At 59.8% G+C, this 23558-nt stretch carries 20 protein-coding genes and 2 pseudogenes; 12 read left to right on the top strand and 10 right to left on the bottom strand.

Going from position 1 to position 23558, the window contains the following annotated elements; genetic code table 11:
* Positions 1-116 precede the first annotated feature (116 nt).
* Both ACEQX1_RS06880 and ACEQX1_RS06875 read left to right on the top strand, forming a co-directional pair.
* Entirely contained in the window at positions 117-1244 is a 1128-nt protein-coding gene (locus tag ACEQX1_RS06880) for a site-specific integrase (RefSeq protein WP_370196646.1), read from the top strand.
* Positions 1245-1491: 247 nt separating this feature from the next.
* Positions 1492-1638, top strand: a complete 147-nt coding sequence (locus ACEQX1_RS06875; RefSeq protein WP_370193868.1) for a hypothetical protein — start codon at positions 1492-1494, stop codon at positions 1636-1638.
* 170 nt (positions 1639-1808) lie between these two features.
* On the opposite strand, the gene ACEQX1_RS06870 is transcribed toward ACEQX1_RS06875, so the two are convergent.
* The 5 genes from ACEQX1_RS06870 to ACEQX1_RS06850 all read right to left on the bottom strand — a co-directional run bounded on the left by ACEQX1_RS06870 (position 1809) and on the right by ACEQX1_RS06850 (position 8706).
* Positions 1809-2225: a hypothetical protein gene (locus ACEQX1_RS06870; protein WP_370193866.1), complete on the bottom strand. Its 417-nt coding sequence runs from the start codon at positions 2223-2225 to the stop codon at positions 1809-1811.
* Positions 2226-2345: 120 nt separating this feature from the next.
* On the bottom strand, positions 2346-4643 hold the full coding sequence (locus ACEQX1_RS06865; protein WP_370193865.1) for a hypothetical protein: 2298 nt from the start codon (positions 4641-4643) through the stop codon (positions 2346-2348).
* Positions 4644-4659: 16 nt separating this feature from the next.
* Entirely contained in the window at positions 4660-4971 is a 312-nt protein-coding gene (locus ACEQX1_RS06860) for a hypothetical protein (RefSeq protein WP_370193864.1), read from the bottom strand.
* Positions 4958-5836 (bottom strand): serine protease, encoded by an 879-nt coding sequence (locus ACEQX1_RS06855; protein WP_370193862.1) that lies wholly within the window; start codon positions 5834-5836, stop codon positions 4958-4960. Before ACEQX1_RS06855 ends, ACEQX1_RS06860 begins: the two co-directional genes overlap by 14 nt.
* A gap of 32 nt (positions 5837-5868) precedes the next feature.
* The gene (locus ACEQX1_RS06850) at positions 5869-8706 is read right to left on the bottom strand and encodes a S8 family serine peptidase (protein WP_370193861.1); all 2838 of its coding nucleotides are present in this window, start codon (positions 8704-8706) and stop codon (positions 5869-5871) included.
* An 811-nt stretch (positions 8707-9517) separates the two neighbouring features.
* On the opposite strand from ACEQX1_RS06850, the gene ACEQX1_RS06845 reads away from it, so the two are divergent.
* The 4 genes from ACEQX1_RS06845 to ACEQX1_RS06830 are packed head-to-tail and all read left to right on the top strand — an operon-like array spanning position 9518 to position 14637.
* Positions 9518-10651: a hypothetical protein gene (locus ACEQX1_RS06845; RefSeq protein ID WP_370193860.1), complete on the top strand. Its 1134-nt coding sequence runs from the start codon at positions 9518-9520 to the stop codon at positions 10649-10651.
* Complete coding sequence (locus tag ACEQX1_RS06840) at positions 10651-12087, top strand: hypothetical protein (protein WP_370193859.1); 1437 nt, start codon at positions 10651-10653, stop codon at positions 12085-12087. Before ACEQX1_RS06845 ends, ACEQX1_RS06840 begins: the two co-directional genes overlap by 1 nt.
* Positions 12084-13436, top strand: coding sequence for a hypothetical protein (locus ACEQX1_RS06835; RefSeq protein ID WP_370193858.1), 1353 nt, complete (start codon positions 12084-12086; stop codon positions 13434-13436). The genes ACEQX1_RS06840 and ACEQX1_RS06835 overlap by 4 nt, the downstream gene beginning before the upstream one ends.
* Positions 13414-14637: a trypsin-like serine protease gene (locus ACEQX1_RS06830; protein WP_370193857.1), complete on the top strand. Its 1224-nt coding sequence runs from the start codon at positions 13414-13416 to the stop codon at positions 14635-14637. Before ACEQX1_RS06835 ends, ACEQX1_RS06830 begins: the two co-directional genes overlap by 23 nt.
* 182 nt (positions 14638-14819) lie before the next feature.
* On the opposite strand, the pseudogene ACEQX1_RS06825 reads toward ACEQX1_RS06830, so the two are convergent.
* Positions 14820-15757 (bottom strand): annotated as a pseudogene (locus ACEQX1_RS06825) (IS3 family transposase); the annotation flags it as partial.
* 1 nt (position 15758) lies between these two features.
* Between ACEQX1_RS06825 and ACEQX1_RS06820 the strand changes: the two are divergent.
* Positions 15759-16085: pseudogene (locus ACEQX1_RS06820) on the top strand (SDR family oxidoreductase); the annotation flags it as partial.
* A 217-nt stretch (positions 16086-16302) separates the two neighbouring features.
* Here ACEQX1_RS06820 and ACEQX1_RS06815 read toward each other — a convergent pair.
* Both ACEQX1_RS06815 and ACEQX1_RS06810 read right to left on the bottom strand, forming a co-directional pair.
* On the bottom strand, positions 16303-16497 hold the full coding sequence (locus ACEQX1_RS06815; RefSeq protein ID WP_370193856.1) for a hypothetical protein: 195 nt from the start codon (positions 16495-16497) through the stop codon (positions 16303-16305).
* 186 nt (positions 16498-16683) lie between these two features.
* Complete coding sequence (locus ACEQX1_RS06810; RefSeq protein ID WP_370193854.1) at positions 16684-16875, bottom strand: hypothetical protein; 192 nt, start codon at positions 16873-16875, stop codon at positions 16684-16686.
* Between the two features lie 231 nt (positions 16876-17106).
* Here ACEQX1_RS06810 and ACEQX1_RS06805 point away from each other — a divergent pair, with 231 nt between their 5' ends.
* The 3 genes from ACEQX1_RS06805 to ACEQX1_RS06795 all read left to right on the top strand — a co-directional run bounded on the left by ACEQX1_RS06805 (position 17107) and on the right by ACEQX1_RS06795 (position 18495).
* Positions 17107-17541 (top strand): curlin, encoded by a 435-nt coding sequence (locus tag ACEQX1_RS06805; RefSeq protein ID WP_370193853.1) that lies wholly within the window; start codon positions 17107-17109, stop codon positions 17539-17541.
* Positions 17542-17600: 59 nt separating this feature from the next.
* On the top strand, positions 17601-17987 hold the full coding sequence (gene csgH / locus ACEQX1_RS06800) for a curli-like amyloid fiber formation chaperone CsgH (protein ID WP_370193852.1): 387 nt from the start codon (positions 17601-17603) through the stop codon (positions 17985-17987).
* Positions 17988-18081: 94 nt separating this feature from the next.
* Positions 18082-18495, top strand: coding sequence for a curlin (locus ACEQX1_RS06795; protein WP_370193851.1), 414 nt, complete (start codon positions 18082-18084; stop codon positions 18493-18495).
* A 318-nt stretch (positions 18496-18813) separates the two neighbouring features.
* Here ACEQX1_RS06795 and ACEQX1_RS06790 read toward each other — a convergent pair whose 3' ends face one another.
* Complete coding sequence (locus ACEQX1_RS06790; RefSeq protein ID WP_370193849.1) at positions 18814-20028, bottom strand: hypothetical protein; 1215 nt, start codon at positions 20026-20028, stop codon at positions 18814-18816.
* 377 nt (positions 20029-20405) lie between these two features.
* Positions 20406-21299 carry an AraC family transcriptional regulator N-terminal domain-containing protein gene (locus tag ACEQX1_RS06785; protein ID WP_370193848.1) on the bottom strand — a complete coding sequence of 298 codons (894 nt, stop codon included), beginning with the start codon at positions 21297-21299 and terminating at the stop codon, positions 20406-20408.
* A 168-nt stretch (positions 21300-21467) separates the two neighbouring features.
* Here ACEQX1_RS06785 and ACEQX1_RS06780 point away from each other — a divergent pair, with 168 nt between their 5' ends.
* Entirely contained in the window at positions 21468-22418 is a 951-nt protein-coding gene (locus tag ACEQX1_RS06780; protein ID WP_370196645.1) for an SDR family oxidoreductase, read from the top strand.
* Positions 22419-22726: 308 nt separating this feature from the next.
* Positions 22727-23359 (top strand): tyrosine-type recombinase/integrase, encoded by a 633-nt coding sequence (locus tag ACEQX1_RS06775; protein ID WP_370193846.1) that lies wholly within the window; start codon positions 22727-22729, stop codon positions 23357-23359.
* Positions 23360-23558: the final 199 nt, after the last annotated feature.

Genomic DNA, 23558 nt, shown 5'->3' with positions numbered 1-23558 from the left:
GACGGCGAGCAATGCAGAAAGCAAAGCCGCTGGCGCTTCAGTGTTCGCAGATCAGTAGGGAAGTGGTGCACCCGACAGGATGAAAGTGGGCACTGGACGTTGGAGGTCGCGCTATGATGGCGTCCGCTACGCAACTGACTGACTCCCCATCGTTTCTCACCGAAGCGACGTCGCGAACTGCGGAGACCACCGAACGATACGAAAAGTGCGCCGCCCGGCTCCTGGCAAATTACCAGCTCGAAACGACAGAGAATCCATCCCTGCCGGGGTACGCCACTTGGCTGACAGATCGTCGTAGTGGGATGAGCCCTTCGAGTTTTCGCCAGTATCGTGCAGCATCGATCTGGGTCTTTGGCCTGATACTTAAGGGCGACAGCATGAATGCGACCGTCCATGCGGAGGTGCAGCGAGCTATCGCCATCCTTAGCTCACCCCTCCGAAATCCGATGTTCCTGCAGCCGAAGGTCCCGCTCCGAACTTCCGCCCTTAAGCAGAAGCGCATCAGCAGTCAGGATTGGGAGAAGCTGACCGCAGCCCTCTCAGTCTCGAAGCGCCGACATGCTGAGGCGGTCCTTCTGTTGCTTACTGCAGGCCTCGTCACTGGCCTCCGGCCTTCCGAGTGGATCAATACGAGGATGATCCAGGACACGGAGGAGGGATGGAAGCTGAAGGTGCAGAACGGCAAAAGCACAAACGGCCGGTCGCACGGACCGACCCGAACCTTGACTTGGAGCGACTCTACCGAGGAGGTGCAGGCAATTCGAGATTGGCAGGGACACCTGAGCACCTGTCTCCCTCGCGAAAAGGACCGAGCCCGCGCAGTTTGGCGGACCTATTACGCTCAGCTCAGAGACACGCTCCACGAGGTCTGCCAGGAGCTTTGGCCGCGTCGCCAGCGCAGACCGACATTTTACTCTACCCGGCACACATTCGCGGCCGCTGCGAAAGCGCTTCTGACGCCCTCAGAGGTCGGCGCCCTGTTAGGACACGGCACTGATTTCACCGCGGCGAAGCATTATGCGCGCCCACCGAAGGGAAGAAGCAGGCTGCCGGGGTTCATGCTGCCCACACCTGATTTCGCCGAGGTCCTGCGGGTGCGGCAAGTGCTCGAAGAGAGGCTCAACCGGGCAACGCTTCTACGGGCGGGCTACGCGGAGGCGCACAAATTAGATGAAGCCTTCTCAGATGATCACGATGGCACGGCCACCGAATTAGCCGATGGTCTTTTCGTGCTTCGGTGCTGAAATTCGGCCTTCTGCTGCAATCTCATGGATCGGCAGTATGCCAGCTTCGCCCGTGTTACCGATATGCCGCCGGGCACTCCATGTCTGCTTTGCGCCCATGTCGGCCGTTCGCGAATTAGATCCGGCACCTGATAGCTGCCGTTCGTCCCAGCGCAACAAAAGTCAGGGAAGTGCGGGAAGTCGTCTTTCGCTGCGTCGTTAGAAATACAGTTCGCGGGGACCTAAGCAGACCCTGATCGGATGTGTGATGTCGAGCGACAGCTTTGATATCGACGATTCCGCGACCGCGGTACAATCCGCTGTTAATTTGCGCGACACCCACCTGTGTATGAAGGACGTGGCACCAGGTGTGATCCCGGCGATCATTGCATTGCTCGACCATCTTTCGGCTTAGAACAACGCCGATCACATTGCGGCGCATGGCATTGAACGATCGGAGATCGAAGCGAACCTCGAACTTCGCGGTCTTGTGAAGAGCAAAACCAAATGTTTTCGATAATTTTCGGGCGGGTCAGCGGGCCGTTTTACATCTCCATGAGCTAGCCGGCGACACGGGACGCGACATCAGCGCCGATGTTGTGCAGCATCGGTTTCTGCAATGACCTCATCGAGGAGTTGCAGAACTGTGTCCCGCTGCACCTGTACCTGAAGTTCGGCGAATTCCGTGCTTTTACCATCCGCCGCGTGTTGCATCTCAAGTTGCTTGCGCACCGTCCGCAGCGTCGGCAGCGTGGCGCCGACCAACTTGGAGTTCTGCAACTCGGCCTTCGTCAAATCTGCTGCCAAGCCATCGTTCTTGGTTTCCAGTTCGGACACCCGCCGCGCTGTCGTAGCGTTGATCTGTTGGCCGAGCAAAAGGCCAGCCGCGGCAAACCCAAGCGCCTCGAAACTGCTGAAGATGACAAGGATGCGAGACCAGACCCCATCGGTCGCGCCGCTGGACGCTACATAGACGACGTAACCGGCGAAGAGCGCGAACACGATCAGAATTCCAAGCGCTGACACTGCTTGGAGAGAAGAGACAGGTTTTGCCGACATGTTCGGAGCCTCTGTTATTAAATACGGGGCGCCCGGGCCACACAAGGCGGCCCGGGCACAAGATCAATTGCGGGCGAACCACGTCTTGAAATCGACGGGGTTGCCATCGCTGTCCCAGATAAGGACCGGGGTATCGTCCAGTCCCGCGCTGCCACCCGTGCCGATTAGCATCATGCGCTCGCCATCAAAGGTGGTCAGGCGCATCGACAGCGGCTCTCGGTAGGTGAGCATCTGTTCTTGCAAGATGCCGATCGAGATGCGCTCGCCCATCCGCAGCGACTCGTAATAGTCGGTGTAGAAATGGACACCGGCAAAGTCGCGACCGATGGCGATGTTGGCGGCGAGTTTGTCAAGCTCGCCCTGGATCGTCAGGCCGTCGGTGTCTCCGACTTCCCGCAGCACTATGCCATCGCAATCGGGATCAGGCTCGTAGATGCCGGTATAGCCGAGATCGGCCAACTGACGCTCTTCCGGGAACAGGCCGGCTGGCACCTGGCTTGGGGTGTCCATGATGGTCTTGGTATCAAGTTCACCCCGTTTGACCGCCCCACCCCGGAAAGACCCGCCGTCGGTGACGTTGTACATCTCGAAGAACGCCTTGAGCATGGTGACGCAGGCGCCTGCGACGGTCGCATGCCCCGCGCCATAGGCGGGGTGCATGGGAGAGCCTTCGGGGAAGGCCATGGGCAGAAGGGCGTTTTTGTCCGGATCGATCCAATTGAGATCAGGATTCCAGTTGTTATCCGTCCAGATCTGATTTTGCATTTTGTTGTGGTCGGACACGAGCTTGAGCAGGCCGCTGCTGTCCAAGGCTTTGCGCATGTCTTTGATTTTGCCTTCAACATTGCCCAGTACCTTCTCCTCGTTCCATTCGGCGGCGATCGCCGCAGCTAGGAACTCTGGCCGGGCGCGAAGATGGACGTTGTACTTTTGCCGGCGCACGGCCTTGAGCGCGCGGGTGGCGCATTCCGTCACCAAGGTAAGAATGTGCGGCCCGCCGAAAAGGGAGAAGCCGTCGCGCGTGTCATGCCCTTGGCTTTTGTCGATAAACGGGCCCTCTGGCAGGCCGACGTCGACACGGACTTCCGGCTCGCCCAATAGTATCAGGCAGGCATTCAGATAGGCCTGGTACAGCGCGTCGAAATGGACATAGGTGGCGATGTCCCGCCCGGTGGTGATAAAGCGCGAGACCGGCGCGTCGGGCGTTTCAAGCTCGTCGACCTTGTCCTCGGCAACTAGGTCCCTGGCGCGCAGGTAGTAATCCAAGCCCTTGCGGTTCGCGCCGCGCTGCACGTCGTGCCACATGCCCCAAAAGGTCATGTGATCGCGCTTGGGGCGATGGGGGATCTGGGTTTGAGGAATCGCCTGCGTGCCATAGCGTATCACGCCCTTCTGTCGGCCCGTGGCATTCCTCAGCTTGTCCTCACAGTCGGTCGCCTCGGCCATGCCCGCCATGCCGGTTTCGGCGGCGCCTCGCAGCTGTGTGGGCACGAAGACATTGGCGCGGGTCAGCGCGTCGCTTGGCGACGAAACACTGGCGAGTTCCGCGCCGTCGTCCTCTGGTGGCGTCTCAGGCCCACCCGCGGTTTCGGTGTTCCCCGCGTACATGAACTGTGAAATATATGGCCCCTTGTGGGCGCCAGGAGTCGAGCCGCGGAACAGGTTTTCAGCCGTCAGCGTCGCGCTGCCCATCAGCCGGGCCTTGCGCCGCAATTCGGCCCTCGGATCGGCGTTCTGGTTCTTGAAAAAGTCCAACTCTTTCAGCGCGGCGAGCACCGCCTTGACCTTTGGATTACCCGCCCAGTCGGTGAACGGAACGTCCCGGATCAGCGCCATGGCATAAACTTCGGCGATTTCCGCGGTCAACTCGTCAGACCCAAGCGCGGGCGCAGGCGGCATCGCGACATCATCAGGGTCGGGCCCGTTCGTTTCCAGGGTATGGCCGGCGATCGGGCTTTCCCAATTACGCGGCTCTGTGGGGACCTTGTAGCTCCACTTCCAGCCGCCCTGATATTTCGGCACGTCGAACTTTGCCGGGAACTTTGGATCGTAGGTGCCGGGCAAGGGCGTCATTCCGGGCGCGCTGCCCGGGGCGTCCTGGTTGATTTCGCTGATCAATTTGCGCAGGTCCCCGACCTTGACGCGTCCCCATTCGTCGTGGTTGAGGCCCTTGGAGAACGTGCCCGGCGCGGCCACCATCGCAGCGTCGTCGTTGTCCAGCGCGGCGCGCGCCTCGCCATTATTTTGCTGGGTCACGGGATCGGCGCGCTCATGAGCCAAGAGCGTTGCCTCGTTGCGGACGCGGGTAGCCATGCAACGGCGCGTGGCGCCGGACGGTACCGGATTAAGATCGTCGGTCATCGGAAATCCTCCTTGGTCACGTTTTGGTGTTGCGCTGGACGCTGTAGGTCGCGCCCTCTGTGCCGCGGTCCAGACGAACGGTCAGCTCTTGCTCGCCCGACCCTAGACCCAGCTGGGCAGCGAATTGCCCGGCCCGGCCCTTGTGATGTGCCAGCAAGCGCACCTCGCCGTCTGGCAGGCGCAGCGATGCTGTCCCTTCCGGCCCTGTCTCGAAGGACATCTCTGGAAGGGCCGCCGCCGCCGCGGTGACCGTAACGAACGCGCCCTTGACGGGGCTGCCGTTCGCATCGACCACCTTGATCGTGTAGGGTGCGTTAGCCGCCGCCATCCGTTTCGACCCAGCCTTGAATGATGTCGAACAGCTCTGGCGTGATGCGGGGCGCCGAATTTGCCGTGATCCCCAGATCAAAAGGCGTGCCCCCGGTGCCATAGGCGTGGATCGCGACGACCTTGGGCGGATCACCCGGTTTTTGATGGATCCAAACGGGCGCGCCCGATTGGCCGCCGAAGGTGTCGACATCGTAAAAGATTCGATGCTGGCCCACATTCAGGATATTGTTGGCGTGAAAATATTGCTGGCGCCCGGAACCTCGGTCGCTGGGATAGCCAGAGATATTGACCGTGTGGTCTATGATGGTTTCAGGCGGCAAAGTTGCAAAGCCGAACCAGCCCGTCTTATCCCCTAATGGCTTGTCAAGGTGGATGCAGCCGACGTCAAAATCAGGGTCCTCGTCCGAGTGCCACCTGTCCAGAATCGAAAACCGCGTGGCCCGGACCGTGTCAAAAGGAAATTCGCCCTCGTTCCTGCCTGCGCTTGCCTCTACCTCGTCGACCCAACCGCCGAAAAAGCCGGTGTGAAAGACACAATGTCCCGCGGTAACAATGGTTTTCGGCCCGGCCAGCCAACCGCTGCCGATGGCTGTGCCTGTGGCGCCCTTTAACCGAAGCGCGCAGATCATGCGCCATGGCAACAGATCTGTATCGAAGATACGGACGCGCTCGTCCTCACCGATCACGGTTTCATTCGTGATGCTGCCGCGCGTCCGATCTGCCTTCCCGGCCCTTAGCAAATTGCGCGCAGCGCGAGAGGTCATGTCCAGCCCGGTCCCGTCTTTTCCGCTGGTCTCTTTCGGCTCTGGCGGGGCGACTACCATCTCTGTTGCTTCTTTGCTGATTGATTTGATTTGAGCCATAGGAACCCCTTTCCTTCTTTGGTGACGGAGGCCTAGGGCCGTTGCGCCGCCAAGCTGACAAACGCTTCCGCGTTCAAAATCCCGTGCCCCAGCGCCGGGTCGTGGATCGGCCGCAGGCGTACCGCTGTTTTCAGCAACATCTGTTTGATTTGGATCGTGTTCAGTTGCGCCTTTCCCGCTTTGTCGCGATGCGACATGGCCAAGGCGATCACCCCCGTCACGTGCGGTGCCGCGATACTAGTGCCTTGGCGCTGCCCCACGTCGGTCGGGGCGCCGTTCGCCTGGGCAGAGCTCGTCGGCCCGCCGGGCGCGATGATATCGGGTTTTGCCATCCCATTGCGTGTTAGACCGAGAGAGGACTCGCCCGTCGGCGATACCGGCACGTCCGTCGTGCAGGCGCCGACGGTAATGACGTGCTGCGCGGTGCCGGGAATGGAGATCGTAACGGCGGTATCAGGTACCTTGAACGTCACGGGCCGCGCATTCGCCCGTTCCACCCACAAATGGAACATTCCGTCTGTCGTCGCGATCTCTTCACCTTCGACGAAAAGCGTCCATGTTCCGGGGCGAATGTTGGCCGCTTCGGGAGAGATCACAAGGGTCAGCCGTTGTTCGCCGTTTTCTCTGACGAAGTCCTTCAGGCTCAACTGGCAGCGATTGCCGTCCAGGATATGGGAGACTATCCCATCCCCAAGACGAAGCGCTGGCGCGTCGTTCCCCAGCGGGTTTACGAGACGAAACTTCAGTCTGTCCTGGGAACTGAACCATCCCTGGAAATAATCGGAATCGCGGGCGGCATCAGCGCTGTCCCATTCGATCTTCATGCCGCCCTGAAACAGCCGGAGGCTGGCATGGCCGGCCCTCTCTCGTTCGTTGCCGGCGGATTTAACGATGACAAAGCCGTTTTCGAACCCTTGCCCGACGGCTTCGTCCATACCGCGTTCCAGAGCAGTCGTCCCGTCGTGGGCACCCGCGTTCATGCCGCTGGAAATATTGACGACCATAGGCTTGGCGTCGGTCAGGACTTTCGTATTGCCTCGGGCGACCCGTTTGAAGAACGCCACAGCATCAAGATGGCTCATTGTATAGCCAAGAGAGTTCGGATCGCCCTGCGCGGCAATCTGGTTGGGAATGACGACCACCAGCCGCGCCTCCGGCGCCATGCCGGGGCCGATGTTCGGCAACTTGCGCCCTGCGGCGATCCCCGCAACATGGGTACCGTGCCCGTCCTTACCGTCACGCATCATCCAGTGTGGCTGCGCCGCCCCCGACGACGCGGCATCGATCATCTGCTGGATGTCGGTCGCCAGATGCAGCGTGCCGGTGGATTGCTCAAAGGCGGCGTCCACAAACTTCGGGCTTGGGCCCGTCGGATCGCGCTGATTCCAGATCGCCACGATGCGGGTCTGCCCAGTGGCGTCCTGAAACGCTTCGTGCAGGATGTCGATGCCGCTGTCGATTAACCCAATCAGCGCTCCGTCGCCCTTTTCTTCCAAGGGCGGTCGATGCACGGCATCGGCTTTAACAAAGCCCAGCGACCGGTCCAATTCCGCGATCCCCGCGTCATGGCTGGGGACCAGATCGACCACAGCGCCATCATTCTGCAGCAGGGACACCGCGCTTTGTTCGGCCAGCACAGTGCGGAAACGGCCAATCGTCGATTGCACGGTCACGCTGGCGGGCGGAATCCAATTGTCCTTGTTCACGTAAATGACGAAGGGGCGCAGTGGGTTTTTCCGCACCGCCTGGTATTTTTCCACCCCGAAGCCAACGGGTGTGTCCGTGGAAAAGAATTGGATATCGGCGGGCAGCGCCCCTTGATGGTCATCGTCGAACCGCAAACTCGTCGTTGCACGCCGCACATTCGGCCCAAGCGGCCCTGATGCCTGTAATCTTTCATCGGCAATGGAACTTAGGATGTTGATCGCACTGTCGAATTTGCGTGACTCGGACGGGACATGTTCCAAAATCGCAGCGACATAGCGGGTGATGCGATGATCGCGAATGCCCGGCAGAAAGAATTCGACGGCAGCATCCAATTCCTGCGCGGACGGGTCGGCCACCTCTAGCGGGCTCGCTTCCAACGAACCGGCATAGTACGCGTCAAGCTCTGCCTTGGAGGCCTTTATCTGGCGCTGCTGCTCGAAAAACTCATCCAGAGGCACGGGCGGCAGCGCATCCCGGTCCGCCACGCCGTCTGGCAATACGCCGCCCGGAGCGGTTTCCAAATTGCCTTCCACCGCGAATTCCCTGGTATGCCCGACTCGCACCAGTCGACCGGAATGGCCGATATTGGCGGGAACGCGCGGCACATAGTCGATGCCGTTTACAACGCGGTGGTAATCGAGGCCTAAGACCTCCGTTAGGACATCGTTGTCAGCGACATTGGCAGTCCGTGGCTGTCCAAAGGTAAAAAGGCCCATGCTGTCATTCAGCCGCCAGTTCTCCTGCGCGCCAATTTGCGCGAGGGCACCGCCAAAGCTGTGTCCGGTCAGCCAAAATTTCTGCCCCTTGTTCTTCGCTCGCTGGGCACAGCCGGTCACAAGCGGCGCCACGGGACGAAATGCGTGGTAGAACCCCCGATGAGCACTGCCAAATGACACTAGGCCGGTCGCGATGTTTAGGCTGGCAAGCCAGTCGGCTATACTATCGGTGCCGCGAAAGGCGCAGATCAGCAACTGGTCGTTTTCAACGACATAGCCCTGTGCGACGCCGGCGGAGAACACCTGCACGACGCGCATATCCAAAGAGTCCCAAGTCCGGCGCAGCGCACGTTCCGAATTGTAGGCAAGATTGCTGGCACCGACCAGTGAGGCCGCGGCGTGCCAGGAAAATCCCTTGCTTGACAAGCTATTTGGATAAAATTCCATCCAATGCCCCAGCGGCATCAATCACAACGTGACACCAGAAAAAGAACAATTATTGCGGCAGAACGCGTCAAACTATGACATTCACAAAAAGCACTCCCCACCCGGCATGCCGCCTTGATGATAATGCTTCAGTCGGAATACTCAATCATAATCTAGAGTATCGCCGTTTTTCACGAACGCGTATCGTAGCGTCGTCTTGCCCGGAAATTTTGCCACGCTGAACCGCCTTTTGGAAACCCGGCGCAGCCAGAAATACAGGTGCGACACCAGCGGATTACGATTATCCCCTTTTCAGGAATGAATTTGCCGCTGCCAGTTGTTTTATCAAGATCTTTGCTCAAATAGCGTGGGAATAGTTTCGTGATCTGCCCCCATCGACGGGTCCGGTTTGAATGTTAGTGGATCGTCGGCCGTTGGACCAGCGAACGGGGTTGTGCTGAGGCGAATGCCGGTAGGAAGACTTCCGGCGCCGGTGGCCGGTAGCCGAGCGAGGAATGCGGGCGGCGGATCTTCGCGATCTTTTCCACGACAAGCATTCCAAATCGGCCTCCGATCAATCTCGCGACCACGCTGCGTCCCTGCGATGTAGAGAGCCCGTTTGATCGCCGTTTACCCCAGTAGCGGAGCTTTATTCCATGCCGGTTCACGCGCTTGTCGATCCGACTTGGGGCCAGGAGGTTGCATGGAGAGCCAATTACGCTTGAAAATGAATTTTTAATAATATTTTAGTTTATGTAAAACACCTTATCATTACGTAGCTGTATTTGCACCCGATGACGGGAGTCAGCGCGACTGGGCTCGGATGTTCTTTATGCGATACGTCATAATAATCGTTTCTATCGCGACTTTAATTGCAGGAATAACGTATCCCGCCGTTGCAGCTGAGAAAGATGGTGAATGCTCCGCTAAGAATGTTTTCTCCAAGGAAAAATTAATTAAATGCGACAAAGAAATTCTGGCGATCAAGGAAAAAATTGAGAAGGTCGACCCAAGCGAGCGTACCTCGGCACAAACTTTGCTGTTGGTTGCTGTCAACAATCGTATCGATGAGTTGCAGGCAGCAAATAGCCAACCACCGGCGACATCACCTCAGGTCATGACGGCACTCGCCAACGAGTTGCTCGCCAAACTCTCGGGAGAAAAATTTTTCTGGAGCGCTCCCCCAAACGACCAAAATTTGGCAGCGGCCGCCAAGGCATTGATCGGTCTCATCGAGCCGATCACCGAACGAACGCGCCACCAAAACCCGAAGGCCGTCGCGGAGGCCGTGGCCGCAGCCGTCAAAGACGTATTCAGGAGTCAGCCCGATGTCTACCTCGTGAAAGCCGGCAGCATAGAGGCGTCAGGGAAAAATATTCAAAATGATATTTTCGATTTTATCAATAATGGAGATAGTCTTCCGTTCACGACATACGCAAATTCGATCGTCGAACTCTTCCCAACAGGAGATGTCGCTCTGGCTGGCGCAAGGCGTCGGGCGATTCAGAACTCGGCCGAGGCGCTTCTGGAGCTTGACAAACTCCAGAATGAGCTCGCCAAGCTGAAACTCCCAACCCCGCTCCTGCATATCTTTGCGGCCACTTATGGCGACGTTCGCCGGGGTGCGGCGGCAGATCGGCGGTGCGACGCTCGGCTTGCAGTGCGAACGACATGCGAGGGCAAGGCGAGTTGCACCAAATCCGATGTCGCAGGCACCGACGACAGCCGGTACTGCGGTTTTGATCCTGTTCCATCGGCATCGGACGATTTGAAAAAATTGAGCATCACTTATGGATGCATCAAAGATACGAAAGCCAATTGGGACAAGGTCCTCGCCAATCCCAACCTCAAAGCGCGTGCCTATCAGTTCCGGCAGACGGTCACCTTCGGCGCCAAGCAGACGTGGGAGTTGAAATGTGAAGCCGCCTCTGACGGAAGTATTGTCTTCGTGCCGGAGCGCCGCTGATGTCGAGGGTCGGTGTGGGTTTCAGGCCAAGTGCAGTCGTTGCCGCCCTTGGCTTACTCGCGGGCTGCTCAATGGTCGGCTCCGTCAGCATCGACGCAATCCCCGGCATGGTGCCGGCCGGGCCCGGATGCAACACCACTCTCGGCTCCTACGTGCTGCCAAAGCAGGTCCTGGCGTTCACCATAACGGAGAGCGACGCAGGCGCTAGCCATCAGATAACACGTCCGACGCTCAAAACGACGGCGGACGATCCGGAGCGCTTTTCTTTCTGTCTCGATCATCTGGAAAATCCTCTTTCGGATGATCGGGTGATCGTGCAATACGCATCGCTCGGGCAAGTCAGCAAGCCTGACGCTGGGTCCGGCCAAAGTGGCGACGCCACGCAAAGGAAACCCATTCGGACATCCTTTCTAGAGACCATCGCGGCGAATGGCGAAGACCGGTCCGTCATCATTGTCCGCAAAGTAATCCAGGCGGTATTCAACATCCTGTCACAGACGGGATTGCGGCTTCGTTCGACTACGCTCGGGCCGAGGGCATCGAACGTCGTGGCTTCGCATGAAGTGGATCCGCTGGATCCCGGGGCTCTGGCGGAGGTGAACGCGGCCGTCCGCCGTTTCGGCTTCTGCCTGATGGTGGAAGACCTCACCTTCGACCGCAAGGCAGCAACGGTGGACGAGTTTTGCAATCGCCCGCAACAGATCGCCTTGTCCAACCCGTCACCGCGAATGGAGGTACTGGCCCGCCAAACCTATTTTGCCGGCGCCAAGCCAACCACCGGTGTCTTCTACCGGCCGAAACGGCCCTACGGCCTTTACATCTTCACCAAGGACGATCCGGAAGGCCCCGGTCCCTGGCGACTGTCGCTTATCGAAGAGATCGAACTCAACAATCTCTCTCCGGTCATTTCGGTCGGTGTGGATCGCGCATTGTTCACGGACCAGCGCACGGCCCTGGTCTTCGACGCGGGCACTCTGAAGAACGTCTGCATCGGCCGGGCGGGACAACTTGCGAGCCTGATCGATATCCCGCTCGACATTATCTACGGCATCGTGCAACTGCCGGGCGAGCGCCTGCGCGTGGCGGCGAACAGTGCAGGTGTGTCTCAGCAACTTCTTGAGACACAAAATAATCTTTTTCAGCTCCAGCAGGCTTACATCGATTATCTCGCGAATCCGGATGCGTCAATGGCTGATACAAGCACGATTGATGCATCAAAGGCTGGGACACTCCAAATAGGTTCTTTAGCTGAAAGCCATAACATATATACAAATGGAGAAAATAAAGCGTTTGTAGGCGATCCTGTTGCAAATATAGACGGAAACAATACAGAGAAACTATTTGGAGCAGGCGTATTTGAAGGAATATGCCAGACCAGTGACGAGCTGAGAATTGAGGCCTCGACGCTTGGCACAGGCGGGAGTGCGGACCGATGAACATGCCGCATCTTCTCCTGGCACGTATCGCAATTCTCTTACCCCTTCTTGCCGCGTTCGCTGGCTGTCATCAGACATTGACCAGTGTCCGCCTCCAAACGACCGAGACGGTGGACGGTGTTCCGACGTGCCAAACCAACCTCGGCGCCTACGCGCTTCCGCGGAAACTGTTGAGGGCGATCGTCAGAACAGACGCAGGGTCGGTGCAGCCCACCCGCTATGCCCTGGAGATCCAAACGGATAGCGATGCAAATTGGACTTATGTCCCGGAGAAGCGCGCCGTCTTTTGCCTCGACTATCTTCATTCCGCTTTCGGAAGAAACGCGGTCGCGGTGGACCGTAGCGAGGCCGGCCTTCTGGAAAGCGTGGTTACCAAATTCGAAACCCAGACGAATCAGATTGCAGCACGCGTCATCGACGCTGCAACGACCCTTGCTGCGTCGCGAGAGGCGTCGCTCTTGGAACGGGGTGCCTTGGGAGGACGGTCCGCATCAGTCGACCTCGAATCCGAATCCGACAAGGCAATCGCGTCCTACACATTCGATCCTTTCGATTACCAGCGCATGGTGGACGTGAACCAAGTGCTGCGCGACTCCTACGGCTATTGCATCCAGTTCGATGGGCGAAACGACCCGCGCATTCCCGCCTGGCACGCCGATCTTTGTCCTCGTTCCGGGGGGTACGGCATCGGCAAGTCCAGCGGGGCATATACAGAGACGCAATATGACGCCGCATTTGCCGAAGCGAAGCAGTTCGAAAACCGTGGCATCATCTACCGTCCGCAAATCGCCCATCGGATGCGAGTGCTACGGCGCCTCGATCCGCACGACAATCTGGAGCCGTGGAAACTGGTCGGCACCGAGCATGTCGAGATGCCCAATCGCGCGCCGCTCCTGGCCCTGGCAGTGACCCGCGGCCTCTTCACGACCACGACGACGAAGGTGACGTTTGTAAACGGAATGCTCGATGCCGTGGATATCGAGAAGCCTAGCGAGGTCAATGCTGCGGTGGATATTCCGATCTACCTGGTCAACGCCGTGCTCGACATCCCGGCGCGTGCGCTGACCATTTTCCAGAATCGCGCGGCCAATCGCCAAGCCCTGATCAACGCCAATGCGGAGCTCATCAAGACCGCGCGCGACCTCAAGGACGAGCGGCTCAAGGATGCGGCGATCGCCCGAGGGCTGGTTCCCGCCAGCGTGTTTGGTGCTCCCAGCGCGACCTTGGATGGCTCAGCCGTGGGGACGGCGAGAAATCTCGGCTTGGTGCGTTGCGAGGAGGATCGATACATCTTGAATGATCCGCGTGGACTGGAGACGTGCGAGAATGCCATCGCCGAAGCAAACTGAACGTCCGCGTCGAAATCGGCAGGCCGCGATGCGCCTTCGCCGGTCGCGGGCCGCTTGGCTCACGGGCGGATTGCTGGCGCTGTTCATTTCCCCTTCGGCACTTGGACAGTCGAATGGGATGGATGATTTCCGAGAGAGCATCCGTATGGAAATCGGCCGTATCGACCTAAGAAGCGTGCAGATAGGCCTGCGTGATGAGGTCAGGTGTCGGCCGGAGGAAGTCGCAGACCGAAATGACGCAGATGAATCTATCCGACAGTCGCGTGTCACATCATACGTGCTGGAGGCAGATCGATGTCTGAGCCGGCTGAGCCTTCGTGCGAAAGGGGCCGATAGCGCTCTTAGTTCATTTTCGCGTGGGGAGGAGCTCGTTGGAGAAATTGACGAGGGGCTCAGGAATTACGGTCCCTGGCTCGATAGAATTCGCTCCATCGTGCGCATAGACTACGAGACGATGGAAGGTAAAGACGACATCTGTACCGGCATCTTCGTCTCGGCGACAAATGTTCTCACAGCCGGGCATTGCGGTTGCGGCAAGCGCGCCAGCTACGAGGTGAGGAGAACAGGAGGGTCTGACGATCTCAACCCCTTTACATTAGCGGCTTTTCCGTCGCTCTATTATCCCGCGAGCTGCACCCTTCCGGGCCGGCTTGCTCCCGGTTTCGATCTTGCGCTCCTGACCATCGCCGGCGACGAAATCTCCACCGCGCCGATTGTTCCCATCAGCCCGATGCAGGTCGTCTATCAAGACCAGCCTGTTACGAGGCTCACTATCGGCGGCTTTGGCTATACGGACGAGGGAACACTGGCCGAAGGGACAGACCCGTTTTTCGGCCATGTTGAAATCCGCTCGCATTTCTGCACTCAGGGCCAGTTTGGGTGTCGCCAGTTTCGTGAGTTCATCCTCGCCGATCCGCAGTTGAGTAGGGGGGCTCCTACCGACAGTTGCGGCGGGGACAGCGGTGGACCAGTATTCTACACGCCACCCCCTGCGGCAGACGGCAGCCAGGAGATTGTCCTCGTCGGCATTGTATCACGGGCAATCGAAACGTCGGGCAATGCCAACACACTCAGCTGCGGTGGTGGCGGGATTTATACGGCGCTTGGTCGATCTCAAGTCGTGGACTGGATGAGATCAAACGGGGTCGACGCCCGCATGCGCTTGGCGCTCCCCCCAGATGGCGTAACAGACAAGAACTGAGTGGAGTGCAGCCCGTTCTGACTGGACATGTGGCATAGCCGACAATATGTCTCCGCCTGGCTCGCATCTGCATTCAGAGATGGCTCGGTTTGTCTGAACAGCCTCGGCGGTTTGGTAAGTGGATCGTCTGCCGGGTTGACGCCGCTGCTGATCTGCCCCCATCGACGGGTCCGGTTTGAATGTTAGTGGATCGTCGGCCGTTGGACCAGCGAACGGGGTTGTGCTGAGGCGAATGCCGGCAGGAAGACTTCCGGCGCCGGTGGCCGGTAGCCGAGCGAGGAATGCGGGCGGACCGTGTTGTAATGACGCCGCCAACTCTCGCCGATGATGCTGGCCTCGGCGAGGGTGTAGAAGATCTCGCCATCGAGGAGTTCATCGCGCAGACGAGCGTTGAAGCTTTCGACGAAGCCGTTCTCCCAGGGGCTACCGGGCGCGATGTAAGCGGTCCTCGCCCCGACGTCGGCGATCGATTTCCGCACGACCTTGGCGATGAACTCGGGGCCGTTGTCGGACCGTACGTTCTCCGGCACCCCGTGGAGGATGAAGAGGTCGGTCAGGACGTCGACGACATCGGTGGAATCGAGCTTGCGGTCGATCCGGATGGCGAGCGCCTCGTGGGTGAACTCGTCGATCACGTTCAGCACCCGGTACTTTCTCCCTTCATGGGTTCGGTCCTCGACAAAATCGTAGGACCACACATGGTTGGGCCGCTCGGCACGCAGACGGATGCAGGACCCGTCGTTCAGCCAGAGCCGGCCTCGTTTGGGTTGCTTGGCGGGAACCTTCAGCCCCTCGCGCCGCCAAATGCGCTCGACCCGTTTGTCGTTGACGACCCAGCCCGCCTGGCTGCGCAGAAGCGCGGCAATCCGGCGGTAGCCGTAGCGACCATAGCGTCGGGCGAGTTCGACGATGTCCTCGGTCAGTTGCCCCTCGTCGTCCCGGCCATGAGGCCGGCGCCGCTGCGTCGAGCGATGCTGGCCGAGGGCTTGGCAGATCCGGCGCTCGGAGACCTTCGTCGGCAGAACCGATCGGACATGGTCAATGCAGGCGCGGCGACGGGCGGGGCTTAGAAATTTCCCCGGGACGCCTCCGACAAGATCAGCTTGTCCAAGGTCAGATCGGGCTTCAGCAACGGTGGAATGCCCGGGATTGGTGCCTATGCAGCCTCGAAGGCGGGGCAGATAGGTCTGATGCGGGCGCTCGCCTCGGAGCACGCCGCCGACGGCATCCGCATCAACGCCCTTTTGCCCGGCGGCACGATCACGCCAGCCGGTGGCGAGGGCAATGCGGCGGTTCTCGACTTCGTCGCCAACCTTCATCCGATGAAGCGGATGGCCGAAGCCCGGGAGATCGCGCAGACCGCGATGTTCCTCCTGTCCGACAGATCATCCTTCGTGACCGGGAGTCCGACGCTGACGGATGGCGGTATGTCCGTGCGCCTCTCCTGAGTCCGCGTCCTTCTGCGCCGCGCCGCTGGTTGGCGGGAGGTCCGCTTCGGAAACGCCCCGGCAATGTAGGAGATGGCCAGGTTGGGTCGTGAGCGGAATGACGGCTATTTGCGACAACGCTCCAGAAGCGGACGGTCTGCTCTCGGCCCGCTTCCGCAATCAAGATGGTGCCGGTCCTGTTCCGGAATACCGCTGTGATTGACAGTCCTGCTCCCGGTCAACTAGCCGGCTTTTCACGGGGCCTGACCGAGGACGACGAGTCGGACGTCGAATCAATGCCCTCCCGCCGACCTTCGCCAATTTCGTGCCGGCCCTCTTCCTGAAGTCGCGCGTCGCCGGTGAACTCCGCCACGAACTCTTTTGTGTAACCCTTCGCCTTTTTGCCGAGGCCTGCCAGTGGATCACTCGTCATGTCGATCTCCCTTCTCTGAAGATCAGAAACGGCGGAGGGCTAATTCCGTTCTCATGGGCCGCCGGCGACCGACCCCATCACGACCATCACCAAATCGTCGAGATTGACTGGTCCGTTGATCGTCATCTGATCGTTAGTCGTCTGAACGGTGAGTTGAGAGCTGCTGTTGGATCTCGGTTTCAACAGTCATCGCGAGCGCCCCCTGACCGGATCATCCTTGGGAGAGACAGTCTCCTCGTCCATCGTCTCCTCGATGGCGTCGCCTGGGGACGTATCCACATCCTTGGGCGGCAGCCTCTTGCCCGCGTTGACGTCGGGCGACTCTGGATCCTCGAAAACGCTGTTCTCGCGGGACGCTTCGCTCTTGGTGTTCGCCATGATCTCTTCCTCCGTGGAAGAGAATGAACGTTTCGGACAGCCGCTGTGGTTCCATCACACGCTGCTCGTCGACCTGAGACACCCTGAAGTCTGCCCGTCGCCTTCGGCCCTTCGGTCATCGTGTGGCGCTGAACGCGGTATGAACGACACATTCAGCGACGGTTCCGGCCGCCGGGTTCAAGTTCGGGTCATTCCATCCCGAGCCGATGTGCTCTTGTCGGAGATGTCCAGATGATCCGCTTGCCCCTTGCTTCTGCCCTCGTTGTTCTCGCCGGCCTAACCGCCGTAACCCCAGCATCCGCCAACGACGTGCGTTTCGACCAGTACGGCTGGTCGAACTCCGCCGGCGGATCTCAGCAAGGCTACCGCAACCGTATCCGCGTCCATCAGGACGGCCGATACAACCGCTCGGTCAGCGAGCAGCGCGGTTCGCACAATCTGTCGGTCGTCGGTCAGGAGGGGCGTAGGCATTACGGCGCGACCTACCAGTACGGTAGCCGCAACTCCGCCGGCATTGGCCAGTTCGGCTCCGACCACACGACAATCCTCTCCCAGGACGGTCACGGCAACATCGCGGCCGGTGTTCAGGTCGGACGCGGCTGCTCGGCCGACGTCGCGCAGGGTGGCAGCGGGAACGTTGCGGCCCTCGTCCAGGCCTGCGACTGATCCCGCGCTGAGCGGCGCGTCCCACCCGTTACATTCCCATCCCACTGATGAGGCCCGCCATGCCATTGCTCCGCCCTCTCCACCGCCTCGCCGCGGCTCTGGTTCTCCTCGGTGCTACCACCGCCGCCTTTGCCGGCCCAGCGGTCACGCGATCGGGCGAGGCGCCTGTCCGGTGCGAACTCGACGTCTCGCGCCGGGGCGGTTCGGTCGAACTGACCGCGCTCGCCCATGCCGCGAAGGCAACGCGCGGTGAGTATGCGTTCCACGTCTCGGGTCGGGGAACCGACATCCGGCAAGGCGGACCCTTCGCCATCGCTTCCGGCGGGACGGAACAACTCGGCATGGTCACGCTCAGCGCCGGCGGCTCCGGCTACGACGCCGATCTGACCGTCGTCGTCGATGGCAAGACGATACCCTGCTCCGCCCAAGTCGACGGCAGGATCTGACGAAGCGACAATACCCTGCTTTGCCGCGCCGGCCCGGTAGGGGCCGTTTCCAAACAACGCATGTCCCGGAACAGACCGGGGAACGGAGATCTCCATGACCTTCATTTCCGCCAACGCCATTGCGGCTGCACTTGCCCTTGCTGTGGTCGCCCCGGCGACCTTCGCCACGCCCGCGGCCGCCGGCGGCCAGGTGTCGTGGACCTTCGCTCCGAATGACCGGCAGACGAGCGGGGCCGTTGAAGCGGGGCTGCGGATCTATTCGCTTTATAACGGCCTCAAGGACGGCTCGATCCGGCAGAAAGGCCAGGGCAACAACGCCGGTCTCGCCCAGCGCGGACGGGGCAATGTTGGTCTGGTCCAGCAGCGCGGGAATGGCCATTCTGGCACGCTGGAGCAGAACGGCGACGGCAACGCCTACGGTCTCTTCCAATTCGGACGCGAGGCCCGCAACGCCGTCGTCCAATCCGGCAACCGCAACAGCGGCGCGACCTTTACCTACGGTTGGTGACGGGGATCGTCAGCTTTCAGGCTCGATGCGCCCAGAAGCTGTTTGCCGGCTTTGGGTCGAAACCCGAAGGCTCCTTTCCGACGGCCAAAGCTTAGAACCTGCCGGTCCGCTTCCGGCCCGACAGCGGCATCGGAAATCATCGTCTGGCTATGTCCTGTGGCCGCATCGAAAATCATTTCTGATCCGCACCCATGCCGGACACTTCCTCTCCGCCATCCTGGCCGCGGGTGAACGACAAAGGACATTCAACAGGTTGCTCGGAACGGCGGCCTGTTGTCGGATTCCGCCAATTCAGAGCCCACATGGACAATTGGGGTCTTATCCGAACTGCATCTCAGACCTAAACAGCTCGCCGATCTGAAGTGCTGCGAACCCGTCGCTTGTATCAATCGTGGTAGACCCGCCTGCGTCATCCCACGAAACGTCAGCGGTAGGGAGGGGGCTATCCACAACCGGCCTCTCACGAAGCTCAGAAAGGACTTCCTCGTTGATACCTTGCCGCAAGAGGACCTTCTGAATCTCGGATCCGTCAATAATTAACGGCCGCGGTAGTACGATGCTTAACTCACGACCACGGAAGCTTGCACCGCGCCCCCGCCAACGTATGCCGTCCTCCCGCGACAACTCCTCTTGTGCGACCGCCCGTCTTTCTTCGACCACGCGCAAACGCTCTTCTTCGAAACGGCGTCGCGGATCTCGTTTCGAAGACGCGAAACGCCCAAGAGGCGCGGCAGTCACGTCGGCAGTCGCTTCAAATCCCGCGAGTCTGAGTGCCTTTGCGATGCTGCCTCTTTGGACAGCGTCCTCCGCGAGGTCGAGATCTGCGGCCTCGACAACTACAGGGTCTTCGGGTTCTGGGTCCACAATCTTCAGGGTAGAGCTACCGGATGTTCCCTCAAGGCCGATACTCAGTGCGCAAACCAATCGCTGTCCCGAGTAGTTTCTGGGAAAGACAATGGCACGCTTCTGCGCGATGCCACCTGTGGGGGGCGGTCCGGCGCTGCCGATCTGATCTTCTTGATATCCAGACCCGCTCTGTGTTCCCTTACATTCGACCACATGCCAAATCCGCCTGCCATCGCGAGCGACGAAGTCGGGTACTTTGTTTGGGCCTCTCCGTGCCGTTTTTTGGACGGTAGCGCCCGCCTGCGCTGCAAAACGATCAAGAAAATAGCGTCCATCGCAGATCTGCTGGAGATCGAGGGCGTGGGTCAACCATGTCATCGGCACGCCCATTCCAAAGTCGTCGCTAAGGATAGTTTTTTGATGCGCATCGAGGTTCGCGAACGCTGTCGTAAGCCGTAGGTCACTATCCCCAGTGATCGCCGCGAGATAGCGTACGTATGCCCAGAACTCGCTGAGGGAGACACCGCTTGAGGTCGACGGCGTAGTCAAGAAGCCGATCTTTAGTAGTACAGCAGGCACATTCATGGTTTCAACGCCTATGCCCATAAAACTGCGAGGAAACCGCGGCAGTTGTGGCGCCTTAGGCCAACTGCTCCGATCAATCTGGATACGGATGGTGCGGTTCATCAGCCTGATATTCTCCACCCAGAGTTCTATCTTGAGTAAAAACTATGCCGAAAATCGGGGGGCTTGGGAAGTCTAACTCAGTCCCAGGTTTGAAGTAGTACATTGGAGCCGCTCGGATGCCCCATTTTGGTAGGGCCAGCCGCAAGCGCAAACGATCGAAATGGGGTCGAATACAGACCGGCAGCTTTTAAGTCTCACGTGCCGGAAGCTGCCGGTCCGCATTCGGCCCGAACTGGAACCGGAAATCATTTCTGACCCGGGTGAAGACCTGTCATTCGTGAGGTCGTCGCTCAACTGCGGCTGTGCGGGGCAAAGCTATCGCTCAAGATCACTCCATGAATGCCCGGTTTGGACCAGCGATGCCCGGCAGAGCGGTCTCAGGCAACTCCCGACGAAAGTTGCTGGATTTCGCCCCACTGTTTCGGTGACCGCCCATACATGCGTTTGAACTCGCGGCTGAACTGCGACGGGCTGACATAGCCGACGTCCATCGCCGCTTCGGTGACGGCCACGCCGCCCGCGATCTTCATCGCGGCATTGTTCAGGCGCATCGACTTGACGAACTGCATCGGGGCCATCGTCGTGACCTCTTTGAACTTGCGGTGAAACACTGCCCGGCTCATGCCTGCACGGCCTGCCATGTCGTCAATCGAGATCGGTTCATGCAGATTCGACGACACGTGGGCGATGGACCGTGCAATGGCGTTTCCGGCACCAAACGCCCGCCTGACAAAGTTGCCTGCCTCGCCCTTCAGCATCGCATAGTACACTTCCCGCAATCGCGACTTACCGAGGACCGCCATATCCGTCCGGCTGTCCCCAAGTTGCAGCAAGCGCAGTAGCGCTTCGGTGAAGCCGTCATCCCACGTTGCCAGTCTGATCCCTGGCTCCCGTAGCTCTCCTCTGACCGTCGGCAGGATGCCGCCCGCATTCTCCATCTCCAAGGCCAGCTCGGTCATAACGCGCCGGTCCAGCGAGATCATGACTCCGTAAAGCGGATTGTTCCGCGAGGCCGAAGGCGTACCGGCCTTTACAGGCATGGACATCGGGCAGCACAGATACTGGCTGTCGTCGTAAACATATCTCTGTCCATCCAGAACGGCTTCCTTTGCCCCGCTGACAATGGCCACGACGCAAGGTTCATAGACGGCCGGGACGCACGGGATCGCTTGCGTGGCGCGAAACAGGTGAGCGCCGTCGATTCCGGACTTCGTCAGACCGTCCGTGTCGGTCCGGGCTGCGATAAGGCGCCTGATCGGGTCTTTGCTCATGAGGGCGATCTAAACGAACCGAATGTCGCCTGACAACCGACCTGATACAATCAGGCAAGTAAGCGCGACAATCTCGCCTGTTTGTTCGCGCGCACGAGAGCTACCTGCAATCCCAAGAGGAAATGCAGATCGCCTGGCCTGTGCGCCGACGCCAATAGGAAAACGATGATGCCAGATACCGTATTCGGACCCGAAGGCTGGACGCCCGATCGCCTCGGCGACCTTCAGGGCAAGACCTACCTCATCACAGGCGCCAACGCCGGGGCAGGTTTCCAAGCAGCACGGACGTTGCTCAGCAAGGGCGCGAAAGTGGTGATGCTGAACCGATCGACCGAGAGGTCACTGGCGGCGGTCGCGGAGTTGAAGGACGAGTTCGGCGCGGAAGTCGATGTGTCCTTCGTGCGTATGGACCTTTCCGATCTGGCCAGCGTCCGCGCGGCGGCAGAGGAATTGCTGAAAACGGCCCCCCGGATCGACGCCCTCATCTGCAACGCGGCCATCGCGCAGGTGCCCACGCAAAAGCTCACTGTCGACGGGCACGAAAGCATGCTCGGGACGAACCACTATGGCCACTTCCTGCTGTGCGGTCTGCTGTTCGAACGGATCGAAGCGACCAAAGGCCGGATCGTGGTCGTCAGCAGCCTTGGCTATAATATGGGGATCAAGACGATCCAGTTCGACGACATGAACTGGGACAAGAATTATCACCAGAACCGGACCTACTCGCAGAGCAAACTCGCGCAGATGATGTTTGCCTACGAATTGCAGGACCGGCTGGCCGCGGCAGGCAAAACCGAGGTCGAGGTCTATGTCTGCCACCCTGGTTCGTCGAGAACGTCGCTCATCACCACCAGCGGCAACCTCGCCACTCGGATCATGTTCTTCCTCATGTCGCTGTCCCCGATGGTGCAATCAGCCGTGAAAGGCTCTTGGCCCGAAGTGATGTGCGCCACCGAGGACGGGCTGGAACAGCGCGCGCTTTATGGCCCCACCGGCCGCATGGAGTTTGTCGGACCGGTCGGCAAAGGTACGCTGCACGCCCACGCCTATGACAAACCCGTCATGGTCAGGCTTTGGGATGTATCCGAAGACGCAACAGGGTTCACCTGGCAGATCTGATTGAACTCGGCGCCAAATCGCAGGCCGATGTTCCGCTGCAACAGCGGACAACGGCGCGCCGTGCAGCATCTGCCACTTTGGGCTCAAAGCCGTTATTTGTTGTGATCACGACTTAAGGTAGCAATGGGTCGTAAGCGGTGCGACGGCTTTTATGGCGACAGTGCAGAAAGCTGCCGGTCCGCTTTCGGCCCACGGCGGCATCGGAAATCATCGTCTGGCTGTGCCCTATGGCCACATCGGAAATCATTTCCGATCCGCACCCATGCCGGACACTTCCTGTTGGCCATCCTGGCCGCGGGAGAATGACAATGGGACATTCATCATTCGATCCGGCGACGAACGCTCGCAGGGCGTGGAACGCGGGACGCTCTGTCGGCGCAAAGCGGGCGCTGAAGCCACCCCAGGTTTGGGCCATCCGCTTCTGGCTCGATCGCGAAAACCGGTTGCGCGACCGGGCACTCTTCGATCTCGCAATCGACAGCAAGCTGCGCGGCTGTGACGTCGTCAAGGTCAAGATCGGCGACCTCGTGTCGGGCGGGCGCGTCCGGGCCCGGGCCGTTGTCGTTCAGCGGAAGACGAAGCGGCCTGTGCAGTTCGAGCTTCTAGAGGCGGCGCGGGGAAGCCTCCTTTCTTGGCTGGAGCGGCGCGGGGGTACGATCGACGACTATGCCTTCCCGAGTCGCATTGACCTTTCAGCTCATTTGAGCACGCGCCAGTACGCCCGCCTTGTCGATGAATGGGTGACGGCAATCGGCCTTCGCAGGGAGGACTACGGCACCCATTCGCTTCGGCGAACAAAGGCATCGATCATCTACAAGGCAACTGGCAATCTGAGGGCCGTGCAGATCCTGCTCGGACACACGAAGATTGAGAGCACGGTGCGCTACCTCGGTGTCGATGTCGAGGACGCGCTAGCACTTGCCGAGAGCACCGAGGTGTAGCAGTCGCTTTCGTGTCCTTTCTCAGGAACGGCCGCTTCGGCGCATCCCAGCGGCCGTTCCAATAGCAAGACCGGGTGGTCTGCGGTCAGTCCGGTTTGGGAAGGCAAGATACCGGAGCGGACATAGCCGTCACGCTTGCCTAGGACACATAGCCACCCTTCGGGAACGTGCTTCCCATGATCTAGTGAAGCGGTCGGAG

The organism is Aurantimonas sp. (assembly GCF_964217435.1).
Taxonomy (GTDB): domain Bacteria; phylum Pseudomonadota; class Alphaproteobacteria; order Rhizobiales; family Rhizobiaceae; genus Aurantimonas; species Aurantimonas coralicida.
Note: the sequence above shows the minus strand (reverse complement) of the source record. Positions and strands in the feature narration are given on the sequence as shown.